The sequence below is a fragment of the uncultured Clostridium sp. genome (genome assembly GCF_937920395.1).
Taxonomy (GTDB): domain Bacteria; phylum Bacillota; class Clostridia; order Clostridiales; family Clostridiaceae; genus Clostridium_AD.
In genome coordinates this window covers 1-12,693 of sequence record NZ_CALEVF010000082.1, presented here as the reverse complement: position 1 = coordinate 12,693, position 12,693 = coordinate 1, and the positions used below count along the sequence as shown (strand labels likewise).

The 12,693-nt window shown below is 29.0% G+C and carries 15 protein-coding genes; 3 read left to right on the top strand and 12 right to left on the bottom strand.

The window, feature by feature from the left end; genetic code table 11:
* The 4 genes from Q0649_RS08620 to Q0649_RS08605 all read right to left on the bottom strand — a co-directional run.
* Positions 1-224: hypothetical protein (locus Q0649_RS08620; RefSeq protein ID WP_298840272.1), on the bottom strand; the 224-nt coding region annotated here is incomplete at its 3' end.
* A gap of 215 nt (positions 225-439) precedes the next feature.
* Entirely contained in the window at positions 440-997 is a 558-nt protein-coding gene (locus Q0649_RS08615) for a hypothetical protein (protein ID WP_298840269.1), read from the bottom strand.
* Between the two features lie 114 nt (positions 998-1,111).
* Positions 1,112-2,125 carry a lysylphosphatidylglycerol synthase transmembrane domain-containing protein gene (locus tag Q0649_RS08610; protein WP_298840265.1) on the bottom strand — a complete coding sequence of 338 codons (1,014 nt, stop codon included), beginning with the start codon at positions 2,123-2,125 and terminating at the stop codon, positions 1,112-1,114.
* Positions 2,126-2,373: 248 nt separating this feature from the next.
* Entirely contained in the window at positions 2,374-4,329 is a 1,956-nt protein-coding gene (locus tag Q0649_RS08605; protein ID WP_298840263.1) for an SEC-C metal-binding domain-containing protein, read from the bottom strand.
* 214 nt (positions 4,330-4,543) lie between these two features.
* Here Q0649_RS08605 and Q0649_RS08600 point away from each other — a divergent pair, with 214 nt between their 5' ends.
* Together Q0649_RS08600 and Q0649_RS08595 are read left to right on the top strand one after the other, a co-directional pair.
* Positions 4,544-4,708, top strand: coding sequence for a hypothetical protein (locus Q0649_RS08600; RefSeq protein WP_298840260.1), 165 nt, complete (start codon positions 4,544-4,546; stop codon positions 4,706-4,708).
* 37 nt (positions 4,709-4,745) lie between these two features.
* Positions 4,746-4,877, top strand: a complete 132-nt coding sequence (locus Q0649_RS08595) for a hypothetical protein (RefSeq protein ID WP_298840258.1) — start codon at positions 4,746-4,748, stop codon at positions 4,875-4,877.
* A gap of 159 nt (positions 4,878-5,036) precedes the next feature.
* On the opposite strand, the gene Q0649_RS08590 is transcribed toward Q0649_RS08595, so the two are convergent.
* From Q0649_RS08590 to Q0649_RS08555, 8 genes are all read right to left on the bottom strand, one after another.
* Positions 5,037-5,177 carry a hypothetical protein gene (locus Q0649_RS08590; RefSeq protein WP_298840256.1) on the bottom strand — a complete coding sequence of 47 codons (141 nt, stop codon included), beginning with the start codon at positions 5,175-5,177 and terminating at the stop codon, positions 5,037-5,039.
* 5 nt (positions 5,178-5,182) lie between these two features.
* On the bottom strand, positions 5,183-5,305 hold the full coding sequence (locus Q0649_RS08585; RefSeq protein WP_298840254.1) for a hypothetical protein: 123 nt from the start codon (positions 5,303-5,305) through the stop codon (positions 5,183-5,185).
* Between the two features lie 242 nt (positions 5,306-5,547).
* Positions 5,548-6,477 (bottom strand): ribokinase, encoded by a 930-nt coding sequence (gene rbsK, locus Q0649_RS08580; protein ID WP_298840253.1) that lies wholly within the window; start codon positions 6,475-6,477, stop codon positions 5,548-5,550.
* Positions 6,478-6,630: 153 nt separating this feature from the next.
* Positions 6,631-7,536, bottom strand: coding sequence for a substrate-binding domain-containing protein (locus Q0649_RS08575; RefSeq protein WP_298840252.1), 906 nt, complete (start codon positions 7,534-7,536; stop codon positions 6,631-6,633).
* A gap of 52 nt (positions 7,537-7,588) precedes the next feature.
* A complete protein-coding gene (gene rbsC, locus Q0649_RS08570; RefSeq protein ID WP_298840251.1) occupies positions 7,589-8,569 on the bottom strand; it encodes a ribose ABC transporter permease in 981 nt (326 codons plus the stop codon).
* A 51-nt stretch (positions 8,570-8,620) separates the two neighbouring features.
* Positions 8,621-10,120, bottom strand: a complete 1,500-nt coding sequence (locus Q0649_RS08565) for a sugar ABC transporter ATP-binding protein (RefSeq protein ID WP_298840248.1) — start codon at positions 10,118-10,120, stop codon at positions 8,621-8,623.
* Between the two features lie 69 nt (positions 10,121-10,189).
* Positions 10,190-10,621 (bottom strand): RbsD/FucU family protein, encoded by a 432-nt coding sequence (locus Q0649_RS08560; protein WP_298840246.1) that lies wholly within the window; start codon positions 10,619-10,621, stop codon positions 10,190-10,192.
* Positions 10,622-10,844: 223 nt separating this feature from the next.
* Positions 10,845-11,855: a LacI family DNA-binding transcriptional regulator gene (locus Q0649_RS08555; RefSeq protein WP_298840244.1), complete on the bottom strand. Its 1,011-nt coding sequence runs from the start codon at positions 11,853-11,855 to the stop codon at positions 10,845-10,847.
* A gap of 261 nt (positions 11,856-12,116) precedes the next feature.
* Here Q0649_RS08555 and Q0649_RS08550 point away from each other — a divergent pair, with 261 nt between their 5' ends.
* Positions 12,117-12,614, top strand: a complete 498-nt coding sequence (locus Q0649_RS08550) for a cupin domain-containing protein (protein ID WP_298840242.1) — start codon at positions 12,117-12,119, stop codon at positions 12,612-12,614.
* Positions 12,615-12,693: the final 79 nt, after the last annotated feature.

The following is a 12,693-nucleotide window of genomic DNA, read 5'->3' as shown; positions in this document are numbered from 1 at the left end:
TATACTGTATAGTATACTATATTTCTCTCTACGACAACTATCTTAACACATAGGGGTACTAATGTTTCCGAACTGAAAAAATAAAAGTATTTACTTATATACGAAATAATATGAATTCTATAGTAGTATTCATACAATATATTCTCAATTCCTAACATTAAAGTAAGTAATACCGCAGTATTTATAATGCTATTTCTAATAGTTTCTTTAATTATCCTTTTCAAAAAAACACTTCCTTTAATATTGTGTGACAATTTTTATATTGAAAGCTTCAATAAATTTTCTCTTATATGATACTATATATTTGTAACATTAAGAACAAATTAAAATGTCTCAAATTTAATTTAAAAAGTATGGTAGATAATAATAAATAAAAATACTGCCTAGGTCCTCACCTTAAGCAGTATTTTTATTTATTATTACTATAATTTAAAATTACTTATTTATTACTTTGTATGTTGTCCAATTGTGTTTTAATCTTTTGGTATATTGTATCAGACTGCACCTTGGTAATTACTTTACTTTTAACTAATGAACTTAATCCATTAATTACATTAGTATTATTTGTTGTCTCAATTTGTTTTGTTGAATTTGTTGTTCCTGGTGTTTCCGTTGTTTCTTTTGTTACTTTTGTTCCTGGTGTTCCTGTTGTTTCTGTATTTCCCGTTGACCCTGTTGCTCCTGGTGTTCCTGTTGTACCCGTAGACATTTTTCCATTACTGCTATTTGTAACTGAAACTTGTGGCATATTCTTTGTTATTTCTGCAAGTATTTTTTTTGATTGGGTATTGGTTATTGTATTAGCAGTAACTAGTTCTTTAAGAGTATTAGAATAAAGTGTTTTCATTGTGTCTGTTGATATAGATTTGTTAGTTTGATTAGTTTTATTAGTATTATTCATTGGCGTTTTCGTAGAGTTTGTCATATTACAGCCAGTAAATACCAAAATAGTCATACTAACACTAATTAATAGTAAAGAAATTTTTGTATTTTTCATTTTTTAGCCATCCTTCATGTATATTTTTTTTTATGACATAATTATGATTAGAATAAATGTATGAAAATATACTTTAAATAAAAAAATACGTTACAATAATCTTAGAGATATTTTTTAAGGTTTATAAGCCGTCGTATTTTTCGGAAGGCGTATTGCAAATAATGCACCTACAAGAATACACGAGTAAAAAGTTATTATTCTCCAAAGAAGAACCCCGGGTAATATATTTTCTTTGAAAAACATTGTGAAAAGCAATACAAACCCGCCCTCTGCGCCTCCTGCTCCACCAGGAAGTGGAGTTATAGATACTATAAGCATTACTAAGGTTTGTGCCGCTAACATATTCCATAGGCTAGCATACTCCAAATTAAATGCTCTAAATATGATGTATGGTATAACATAAAAGACTGTTAGTTGAGCCGTATTAATAATTACAATCCTAAAAACTGTCTTATAATTTTTAGCAATAAATATAGCATTATCATGAAAATCATCCAACCCTTTTTCAATTTTATCTACAGATTTTTGCCAATTCTTTAATAGCTTTATTTTACATAGGAACTTGCTACCACCAAGCAATAATGCCTTAGTAACCTTCTTGTTTATTGAAAACATAACTGCAGTTAAGATAATTCCAAAATTGAATATAAATCCTGCAAGACACAAATAAAAAATACCAGGAATTTTAGATATAAAATAATTATACTTTAAGATAATTATAATAAAAGAATATATTGTAAGTGTTGTTTGGTGAATAATAAACTTCATCACGAGTATTGAACTGGCTGATGCTGGGTCTATACCTTCACTCTCTAAAACATAATAAATAGCAGGTTGCGCCCCTGTCTGTAGTGGTGTTATAGATGCATAAAACTGACCAACCATAGCCGCTTTTATTGAACCACGTAATTTTTGCTTTTTAAAAAGCAATTTTGAAAGTCCATGTATAATAAATACTTCAAGAGCCCAATAAACAAACATTAGAGCAATTGCCGCAATTATCCACCATATGTTGATTACTTTAAGTACAATCACTAATTGATGTAACCCATTTTTATATATAAAAAAGTATACAAATATTGCTAAAGATATTATAATGGCCACTATGTTAAGTATTTTATTTTTCATTAAACTCTCCTTCCATGTGTCTACTTTTTTATTATCGTTAATAGACTTCTCATTATCTAAACTAAATATTACATTCTAACACTTCCTATTTTATAATTATAAAATTAAAATTCAATTAAAAAAACTCTATAATATAGGATTTCGGCATAAAAAAAATAGGGACCACAGATAATATTTATCTGTGGTCCCTATATCCTTTAGCTACATTAGCTAATCACAAGAAAAGTTTTTATGTTGTGTATTGCTAATTAAAATAGCTGAATAACCTTAGATCCACAACATTTTTTATATTTTTTACCACTCCCACATGTGCAAAGATCATTTCTTCCTATCTTAGGGCTATAAATATTATTATCTGCTGAATTTAATTCATTTAAAGTATATCCTTTTAGTCTCCATAGTCTCGTGTTATTTATAAAACTATTTATTTCTACTAATAATTTTTGAAGATCATTTTCACTTACATCTCCCAATTCATCTATGATATTCTCTATTACCTCTTCTCTCTCATTTTCCTGAATATCACTATACAAATTAATTATAGTCATTTCAATCTGTGCGTCTTCTACTTTCCACTTATTCTTTAAATGCTCTTTTAATCTCATGGTTATTTTATTATCAATTAAATATTCTACATTAGCAGCTTCAAGTAGCTCAGCCTTTTTTATAATACAGAAATCCTTATCACTTGAAATATTGTCTCTTGTATTAATAATGTGAGTAATATCTTCTAGTGGAACCATTATACTACTAGCAATATCCCCTTGTAGTTTATACTCATCATAATAATTTTCACCGCTTACGATTACTGCGTAAATATCAATTTCATCTAAAGAATAGTCAACATAATTATTGAGCATTTTTATAAATTCACTCATAAATAATACGCCATAGCTATAGATCATTCCCCAAAACAACTTTATTAGTTCTGTATTTTTAGCTAATATTTTTCTGTACTCTTCATTATCTATGGATTTGATAGCATTTATTGTTTCATTAGGCATTATCAAATATATACCATCTTCTTGCATAGTTGCAAATACAAAGCCACATTCTAAAAAATATTCTGGATTTGATGTGAAATTATCATCTTCAAATGATATATGCCCATTATTTTCAGCTATATTTTTTAAAAATTCATATCTTTCATTATCAATTAAATATAGTGACCTTGTTATTTTCTCTTCATACACCTCTAAAATTCTTTCTACTAATTGGCCTTTATTAAACTTAGAAACCTTGGCAATATTTAGAATAGATGTTGTTTTTAACAATTCAGATTTTGTATTACATTCTAATAATTCTTTTAAATCATGTGTAAACTTTCCTCTTTTTAATCTATTTAATAATTTAGCTGCTTTACTTTCAATCTCTGAATTAATGTCATTCATTGCACTATCCAAAAAAGATCCATAGTCTCCTTCATAATCATCTATATCCAATTTATCATCCTCTATAAATGGGACTATATCTTTTCTCCCTTTTATTTCAGTTTTCTTAAACTTAAATTTGTTTCCTGGCAAGTACTGCTTTTCCGTATCTCTTTCTCCTGCATACCCGCAAACTCCATCTCTAGGAGAATTGGTATATTCAAATTCTCCTACCATATTAGCATCTTCATCTATACACTCTTCACAAAAATACTTTTCTTTTTCATAATCAAAATACTTTGCTTTTTGATTACAATTTGAACAGAAATTTTGTATTTCATCATTTCTAGTTAATATCTCTATTTGACTATAATTCTCCCCTACCACATACTCATCTATAACCTCAAGTTTTAATGAAGTAGTAGAACCAAAATCATAATCATATTTAAATTTATCACCTACAGAAATTACCTGGCTTAATTTCAAATCCATTGTTTCGGTTTGAGAAAAAGCTTCAAATTCTTCATCTACGCAAGATTCATAGTTTACGTCGCCAATAATAAAACTACTCAAGTGTCCACAACATTCTAACCAAATATCTCTTAAAAAACTATCCAGATTCTTTAAAGTTACATCTATATTTATAGCTATATACAAACTATATTCTTTTGATCCATATTGTGGAATTACAGATAAAATATATTGACTCTTAGTTTTTTTAGAACTCGCGATAGACTCTTCTATCTTTTCTTTTCTAACTTTACACCCTTTAACATGTTTTTTAACAGTTCTTTCTGATAATTTTTCGTTACAATAATAACATTTACCTTTCAAATATATCTTCTCCATTTCTTTTTTTTAATTTAATAATTTTATTATGTCTACAATAATATTATACACTAAATCTTTGTATTATAAATTATTAACAAATTTCATGAATTAAAACCGTTTTTTTTGTAAGTAAGTCAACAACAGTAATCAATGCTGGAATTCTAGGTTTAAATGATCTTTATATATAATCCTCCTTGTAAGAATATTAATATCTTTTATGGAATGTGCATTCGTCCTTACAATGTGTACTGGTTACATAACCAAGGTACATGCTAAGATAAAAGTGAAAGAAAAAGCACCCAAAACAAGTGCAGCGCCAACCTATACAATTGACCCTGAATTTTTGGCGCGGTATGCAGAGGTTGTAAAATTGTCCAATTAGCGCTAATATTGCTAATTGCCCCACAAAGAATAGTACAGTGATTTGTGGGATTAAAGAATTATTTGACAGAATGTATAATAACTTTACAGCTAAAGGTGTAGGGGTAATATGTGGAGAATTTAATGTGCTTTCAATTGATAAAGGTCTAGATTGTATTGAAACTAAATAATAATCTTTAATTTGAAACAGCCTTTGAGAAAATCTATCTCAAAGGCTGTAATTTTTGTTATGTACTTTTACTAATATAATCTTCAATTGCAGCTAAACAAACATAAAACAAATAAAAGCAAACAAAAACTATTGACTTTATGTTGGGATAAAAGTATCATTATTCCTTTATACTCTCTCTTGCAAACTCTTTTGCTAGTTTCAAATCCTCAGCATTTGGTCTGCCTTTATGAAACTTTGAAAACTCTCCTTTGCAATGAAATTCATTATCATATACCGCAGTGCCTTTAGTTTTTAACAATTTTTTTATTTCTCCATAAGCGGATTTTGTGATTGCTGTTGTACTAAATATAGCCACTCTTTTGAAATAACCTCTGCAACTTTTTTTGTATTTCCTGACTTTGATAAAAACCTAACTTGTATGTTCATTTTAAGAACCCCTTTTTAGTTTTCTTGTCCGTTTATATTTTTGCTGCAAAGTCATATACACTAAAAAATAAATTAATCTTCCTCATATTTTAATATCAATTTTGTTAAATTTAATTTTATTAAATTGAATCACTTGTTTATAATATACATTCTTTTAATCTTAATGTCAATAGTTTTAATTTAAAGATTTGCACCATATTGCAATCAACAAAAAAAGTGCCCTGAGGCACTTTTTTTCTTACTTATTTATAATCTTTTAAAACTTGCTCTAAGTTAGGCAACGATGACTGAGCTCCTTGCTTTTGAACAACCATTGATGAAACTTTATTAGCAAATTTCATTGCTCTCTCAATTGATTCAAAGTCTAATATTTCTTCATTAAGTAATCTACTTGCCAATGCGCCTATAAAACTGTCTCCCGCTGCAGTTGTATCTATAGATTTCACCTTATACGCTGGTACAATGCTAAATTCATTTTCTGAAATTAGCGCTGCCCCTTTTTCCCCTAAAGTTATAATTACAAATTTTACTCCACCATTTATAAACCTTTTGGAAGCCTCTATCATACTATCATTATCACCTATCTCAATATTTGTGATTTCAAAAGCTTCCGTTTCATTTGGAACTATTATATCCGTTAATCTTAATAACTCATCAGGTATTTGTTTTGCAGGAGCAGGATTTAATAGTGTTATTACACCATTCTCTTTAGCAATTTTAAAGGCCTCTATTGTAGATTCTAGAGGTGTTTCAAATTGCGATACTAACATTTTAGAATTAATTATACTTTCTCTTGCCTGAGTTATTGTATTCCTGTCAATATCCATATTAGCCCCTGGCACCACTATAATAGAATTTGAGCCATAATCATCAACTGTAATAACAGCCATTCCTGTAGACGTATTATCAATAAACTTTATATTACTTATATCAATCTCACTTTTCTCAAGTGACTTTACTATTTGTATACCATTCTCATCATTTCCAACCCGTCCTATAAAGGTAACATCAGCTCCTAATAGTTTTGCCGCTAATGCTTGATTAGCGCCCTTACCTCCAAACGTTTTTTTGTATCCTTTTGACATAATGGTTTCACCTGGCTTTACCATTCTATCCACTCTTAAAGTTAAATCTATATTTATACTTCCTAAAACACAAATATTTTTCTTCATCACTTCACCTTGTATGATAAAATATAAAAATTCTATCATACATTTTTCCTTTCTTCAAAATTTATGTCTCCTAATATTGTATTTCTAAAATTAACTCCTATATTTAAAAAATATAGGAGTTAATTTTGTATACATCTTCATGCTTGTTTTATATTATTTTACAAACATTTTTACTGGTATCTTTACATCTTTCTCTACAGTTTTACCTTTAATAATTTTATCAGCATTTACAATAGCCATGTCTGCAATTGCACCTGGTTGTTGTGCAACTGTAGCTGTTATGTCTCCACTCTTAACTAAAGCCTCTGCATCAGCATTTCCATCAAATCCTACAATTATAGGTTTTAATTTTCCTTTTAATGCTTTAGATGCACCCACTACCATCTCATCATTTTGAGTAAATACAGCATCAAACTTAGGTGTTGATTGCATTATATTTTGCATAACATCCAATGCTTTTTGTCTATCAAAATTAGCTGATTGGCTTGCAATAATTTTCATATTAGGATATTTTGCTATTCCCTTTCTAAATCCATTTCCTCTATCTCTAGTAGCTGAAGCGCCTGGTATTCCTTCAATTTGAACTATAGTCCCTTTTTCACCTAATTGCTTAGCAATAAAATCTGCTGCCATTTCTCCGCCTTTAATATTATCGGAAGTTATTTGACTAACTGTAACTCCTGAATTAGCTTTCCTATCTACAGTTATAACTGGTATTTTACTTCTATTTGCTGCCTTTACTGCATTTCCAACTGCATCACTATCTGTAGGGTTTATTATTATTGCTGCAACCCCTTTTTGTATAAGGTCATCTACATTAGACCTTTCTTTAGTTGCATCATTATTTGAATCAACAACTGATAAATCATAACCTAGTGCTTTAGCCTTTATAACTGCTTCATCTCTCATTTTTACAAAGTATGGATTGTTCAAAGTTGATACTACCATTCCTATTTTCTTGTTTTCCACAGGTTTTTTACTGCCACATCCTGATAAAGCAGTGATTACAAGTACTGATGTTACCATAAGTGATAAAATTTTTACACGATTTCTTTTCATAATTAATAGTCCCCTTTAAATTTATTTATTATTATCAAATAAACTTTATAATTTATGCTGTTTTTCTATCTGCTAAAACTGCAAGTAGTATTACTATACCTTTTGCTATAGATTGATAAAACGCTGATACATCCATTAAATTTAATCCATTGCTTAATACGCCTATTATCAATGCACCAATTATTGTTCCAACAATTGTTCCTTCTCCACCAGAAAGACTTGTACCGCCAAGAACAACTGCAGCAATAGCATCTAACTCAAATCCTGATCCAGCACTTGGGGATGCAGAACCTATTCTACTTGTTACTATAATTCCCGCTAAAGCTGCTGCTATACCTGATAAAACATAAACTAAGCATTTAATTTTATCTGTATTTATACCAGACAGTCTAGATGATTCTTCATTTCCACCAACTGCATACACATATCTTCCATATCTGGTTTGAGTAAGCACATACCAAGCAACTATAAATACAATAACTATTATTATAATTGGTAATGGTATTCCAAATAAATCTCCGCTACCAATATTTAAGAAATTATCATTAGCTACAGATATTGGATTTCCATTAGTAAAGACATAAGTTACTCCTCTGAATATAGTCATAGTAGCAAGTGTTGCAATAAAAGCCTGAATTCTGCCTTTTGCTACTACTACTCCGTTAATAAATCCGATTACTGCTCCAATCACGAGTGTCATAACGATAGCTAAAATAATGTTTAAACCACTACTAATTAATGAAGCTGCAACAGCTCCTGAAATTGCAAGAATAGAACCAACTGATAAATCTATTCCTCCAGTTAAAATTACAAAACACATACCTACAGCAATTATTGCATTAACTGAAACTTGAGTAAGAATATTAGTCATATTAGAAAAAGTTAAAAATGTTGGTGATATGAATGATATTATTATACAAAGTATCAATAATGCTACTAGTGATTTATTTTTTATAAGTAACTTTTTTATGTTTTTTCCACTTGTATTATTTGAGTCAGCTTTTAATGATGTTTTTTTTATATTATTTTTCATAGTAATTCATACACCCCTTTACAACTTATACTAGAATTACAGATTATAAAACTAGATACCTACAGCATACTTCATTATGTTCTCTTGGCTTAGTTCTCCTCTGCTTAACTTTCCTGTTATCTCTCCTTCATGCATTACTATTACCCTATCACTTATTCCAATTACCTCTGCCATATCTGAAGAAATTAAGATTATAGCTTTGCCCATACTCTTTAACTCATTTAGCACATCATAAATTTCTTTTTTTGCTCCTACATCTATTCCCTTTGTAGGTTCATCTATAATCAAAATCTTTGGTGATAACATAAGCCACTTTGATAAAATTACCTTTTGCTGATTTCCTCCACTCAAGTACTTAATTAGTTGTTCTTGACTAGGTGTCTTTATTGATATTTTTTTTATATACTCTTCAACTTCTAATTTTTCACTTTTTCTATTTATTTTCATGTATCTATTCTCATAAGTTTTTAAATTAGAAAGAGTCATATTTTCTCTTACTGATAATCCTAGAATAAGACCTTCTTTTTTTCTATCTTCTGAAACATAACAGACTCCACGGTCAATTGCATCTTTGGGAGAATGTATATTTACTTTTTTGCCATCTACATATATTTCTCCAACCTCTTTCTTGTAATAACCTATAATAGTTTTCGCTAGTTCAGTCCTACCTGCACCCATAAGTCCAGCAAATCCTAAAATTTCTCCTCCCTTAACTTCAAAGCTAACTTTCTTAACTCTATTTCCAAATGAAATATCTTCAACTTTTAATAACGTCTTTGTTTTTTGGACTTCTCTATATGGAAATTGTTCTTCAAGTTTTCTTCCTACCATCATTGTTATAAGTTCATCTTGCGTAACATCGCTAGTCTTAACATCTCCAACATGCTTACCATCTCTTAAAACTGTAATTGAATCGCAAATTTTAAAAATTTCATCCAACCTATGAGATATATATATAATAGCTATTCCCTGCTCTTTTAGTTTCTTTATTACTTCAAACAACTTTTTAGTCTCAACTTCAGTAAGCGCCGTTGTTGGTTCATCCATAATGATGATACTTGAATTTTTTGTTAGCGATTTTACAATTTCAATCATTTGCATATCACCTATGCTTATGTCCTTGGCTAAAGTATCAGGATCTAAATTACAACCTATTTGCTTTAGAAAAGCTATACTTCGTTCCTTAGCCCAGGCTTTATTTAATCTTCGAGTGCCTTTATTAAATTTTTCATTTCCTAAAAATATATTATCTGATACTGATAAATTATGGAGAATACTAAGCTCTTGGTGAATAATTGAAATTCCTAAATTTTCTGCTTGTTTTATTCCATGAATATCCACTTCAGTTCCATCAATAAATATCTGGCCAGAATCTTTACTATAAACGCCACTTAATATATTCATTAGCGTAGATTTTCCTGCCCCATTCTCACCAAGTAGTGCTAAAACCTCTCCACACTTAACCTTTATATTAATGTTTTGAAGTGCTTTTACTCCTGGAAAAGATTTTGATATATTATTCATAACCAATAAAGGCTTGTCTTTATACATATCCATCCCTCCTAAATATATTTATAAATTTTTCTAATTCTGATGCAGGATATTTTACTATTTATGTTCTTATTTAATAACACCTTTTTTAATTATTATGCATCCATAAAGTTGTCTTTCAGTAGTAGCAACAATAGCATATGCATTTTTAGCTCTATTATAAAATGCCTCTCTTTCTAAATATTCAATCGCATTTTTACCTCTATTTTCATATTTACATATAACCTTCTTAATATCTTCTTGTATCTCTGGAATAGTAGTATCTCCTTCAATAACCTTCATTAATGATACTGGGCACTCTGTATATATATCTAAAGGAAAAAGCTTAAGTATTGAATCGATTACATTTGTAACCCCATGACCATCACATCTCACTAATCTTTTTGCATTACTTGCTGCAGGATAATTAGAATCACCAATTACTAAGTCATCACCATGTCCCATCTCATGAAGTATTTTCAAAAGTTCTGGTGAAATCAAATCTGGTATACCTTTTAACATATAAACATCTCCCAAACATTTTTTATAAATTAATCTTTTATTGCTATTAAATAACCTTCCTTATCAATAAATATTGATGATAATTTCATATAACTATTTATATGTATACGTTTTTATCTCTAAGTAGAGATTAACATATAGCAAAATATAATGCAATACATTTTGCATAAATATTTTGTAGTTTTTACTAAATATTTTTATATTATTTTAAATTTATTAGCATTTATATTTTTCTAACACTATCTCTTACCTTAAGTTTTGTATTAATTTCTATTTTTAATTGAATCTCATCTTCCTTATCTATTATTTGTAGAAGTCTCCTTACCGCTAATTTTCCCATAACATCTGTATATACCTTTACAGTTGTCATACTTGGGCTACTTAAAGAACTAAAAGGCGTATCATCAAACCCAATTATTGACACCTCTTGTGGAATTTTAATGTTTGCTTCTGTCATAGCCTTAATTGCTCCTAATGCTATAACATCATCTAATGCAAAAAAAGCTGTAGGTAAATTGTTTTTATGCAAACTTAAATAACTCTTCATATATCTATATGCACCATCCAAGGTTGGTTCTACAAAGACTTTATCCTCCTGCCTTAAACATAATTTATAATCTTTTATGGCTTTTATAAAGCCGCGAAACCTGTACTTAAAATTATTTGTACTTATACAGCTTCCTAAAAATCCAATTCTTGTATGTCCATTTTCAATTAGATTTTTTACTGCTCCATAAGATCCACCAACGTTATTCATTAATACATAATTATAATCTTTTGTTTCGAAATAACTATCTAAAACGACAATTGGAATATGTATATTTTCAAAATTCAAAAAGTCGGCCTCGTCCATCTCCGTTGCTAAAAGCAATATACCATCTATTTTATTTTTATTAATCATCTTAAATATATCTTCTTTATCATGTTCTCCATGGATTATTTGAGATATTAATAATTCATATCCTCTTTGTCTACATTCATTCTCACATGCTTCTATAAGCGCTGAGAAAAACTGTGTGTCCGAAAGAACATATCCACTCTTTTTAAATAGAATTAGTCTAATTACCATATCCTCACTTTTTTTAGAATTACGAAAATACCCCAGTTCCTCTGCAATTTCAATAATTTTCGATTTAGTGTCTTTTCCAACACCCTTTCTGTCATTAAGTGCATTGGATACTGTTCCAGGAGATACCCCCGCTAGTTTAGCTATATCTTTCATTATTGCTTTCATTTATATTTCCCCACCTTTACTATGACTAAACTAGTTTAAACTAGTTTTCTTTAAATATAATAAACCAAATTTAATATTTCTAGTATATCACTAAACCCAATATGAATGAATATTTATATAAATATTCATATAAATATTTATATGATTTATTAGTTGTTAATTGATTCAAATAAAATAATATGTTAAAATGTATACACTATTTTATATCATATTTACATACTTATAATTCATAGAAAATATATTTTATAAAGGAGATAAATTATGTACTCATCACAATACTTTATTGACACATTAAATATGCAACCTCATCCTGAAGGTGGTTTTTACAAAAGTAGCTTTGATTCATGTGAAAACATTAGTTCAAATGAATTAAAAACAAAATTTGAGGGTGAAAGAATACTTTGGACTACTATTTATTTTTTATTAAGAGATGGAGAAATTTCAAGTTTTCATAGATTAAAATCAGATGAAATGTGGTATTATCATGCAGGTTCTCCACTTTCAATATACATGATAAGTCCAAATGGAGAGCTTACTACTAATCAACTAGGTCTTAATATAGAAAATGGTGAAGTTCCTCAATTCCTAGTGCCTAAGAATTATCTCTTTGGTTCTGCTATGAATAGCACAGGTTACTCTCTTGTTGGCTGTATGGTATGCCCTGGATTTGACTTTAAGGACTTCGAAATATTTGAAAGAACAACTCTTTTGAATAAGTACCCACAACATAAAGAGATAATAATTAAGCTTACAAAATAACTATTACCTTATAATATAAATTTACAATCGAGTAGGAGCTAAATAATTAGTTTATTTAGCGACCTCTCACACCACCGTG

Bases quoted from the DNA above. Each gene is read 5' to 3' on its own strand.
- Q0649_RS08565 (WP_298840248.1), bottom strand. From the start codon at position 10,120: ATGTATAAAGACAAGCCTTTATTGGTTATGAATAATATATCAAAATCT.
- Q0649_RS08610 (WP_298840265.1), bottom strand. From the start codon at position 2,125: ATGAAAAATAAAATACTTAACATAGTGGCCATTATAATATCTTTAGCA.
- rbsC (WP_298840251.1), bottom strand. From the start codon at position 8,569: ATGAAAAATAATATAAAAAAAACATCATTAAAAGCTGACTCAAATAAT.
- Q0649_RS08560 (WP_298840246.1), bottom strand. From the start codon at position 10,621: ATGTTAAAAGGTATACCAGATTTGATTTCACCAGAACTTTTGAAAATA.
- rbsK (WP_298840253.1), bottom strand. From the start codon at position 6,477: ATGAAGAAAAATATTTGTGTTTTAGGAAGTATAAATATAGATTTAACT.
- Q0649_RS08600 (WP_298840260.1), top strand. From the start codon at position 4,544: ATGGAATGTGCATTCGTCCTTACAATGTGTACTGGTTACATAACCAAG.
- Q0649_RS08615 (WP_298840269.1), bottom strand. From the start codon at position 997: ATGAAAAATACAAAAATTTCTTTACTATTAATTAGTGTTAGTATGACT.
- Q0649_RS08575 (WP_298840252.1), bottom strand. From the start codon at position 7,536: ATGAAAAGAAATCGTGTAAAAATTTTATCACTTATGGTAACATCAGTA.
- Q0649_RS08555 (WP_298840244.1), bottom strand. From the start codon at position 11,855: ATGAAAGCAATAATGAAAGATATAGCTAAACTAGCGGGGGTATCTCCT.
- Q0649_RS08550 (WP_298840242.1), top strand. From the start codon at position 12,117: ATGTACTCATCACAATACTTTATTGACACATTAAATATGCAACCTCAT.
- Q0649_RS08585 (WP_298840254.1), bottom strand. From the start codon at position 5,305: ATGAACATACAAGTTAGGTTTTTATCAAAGTCAGGAAATACAAAAAAA.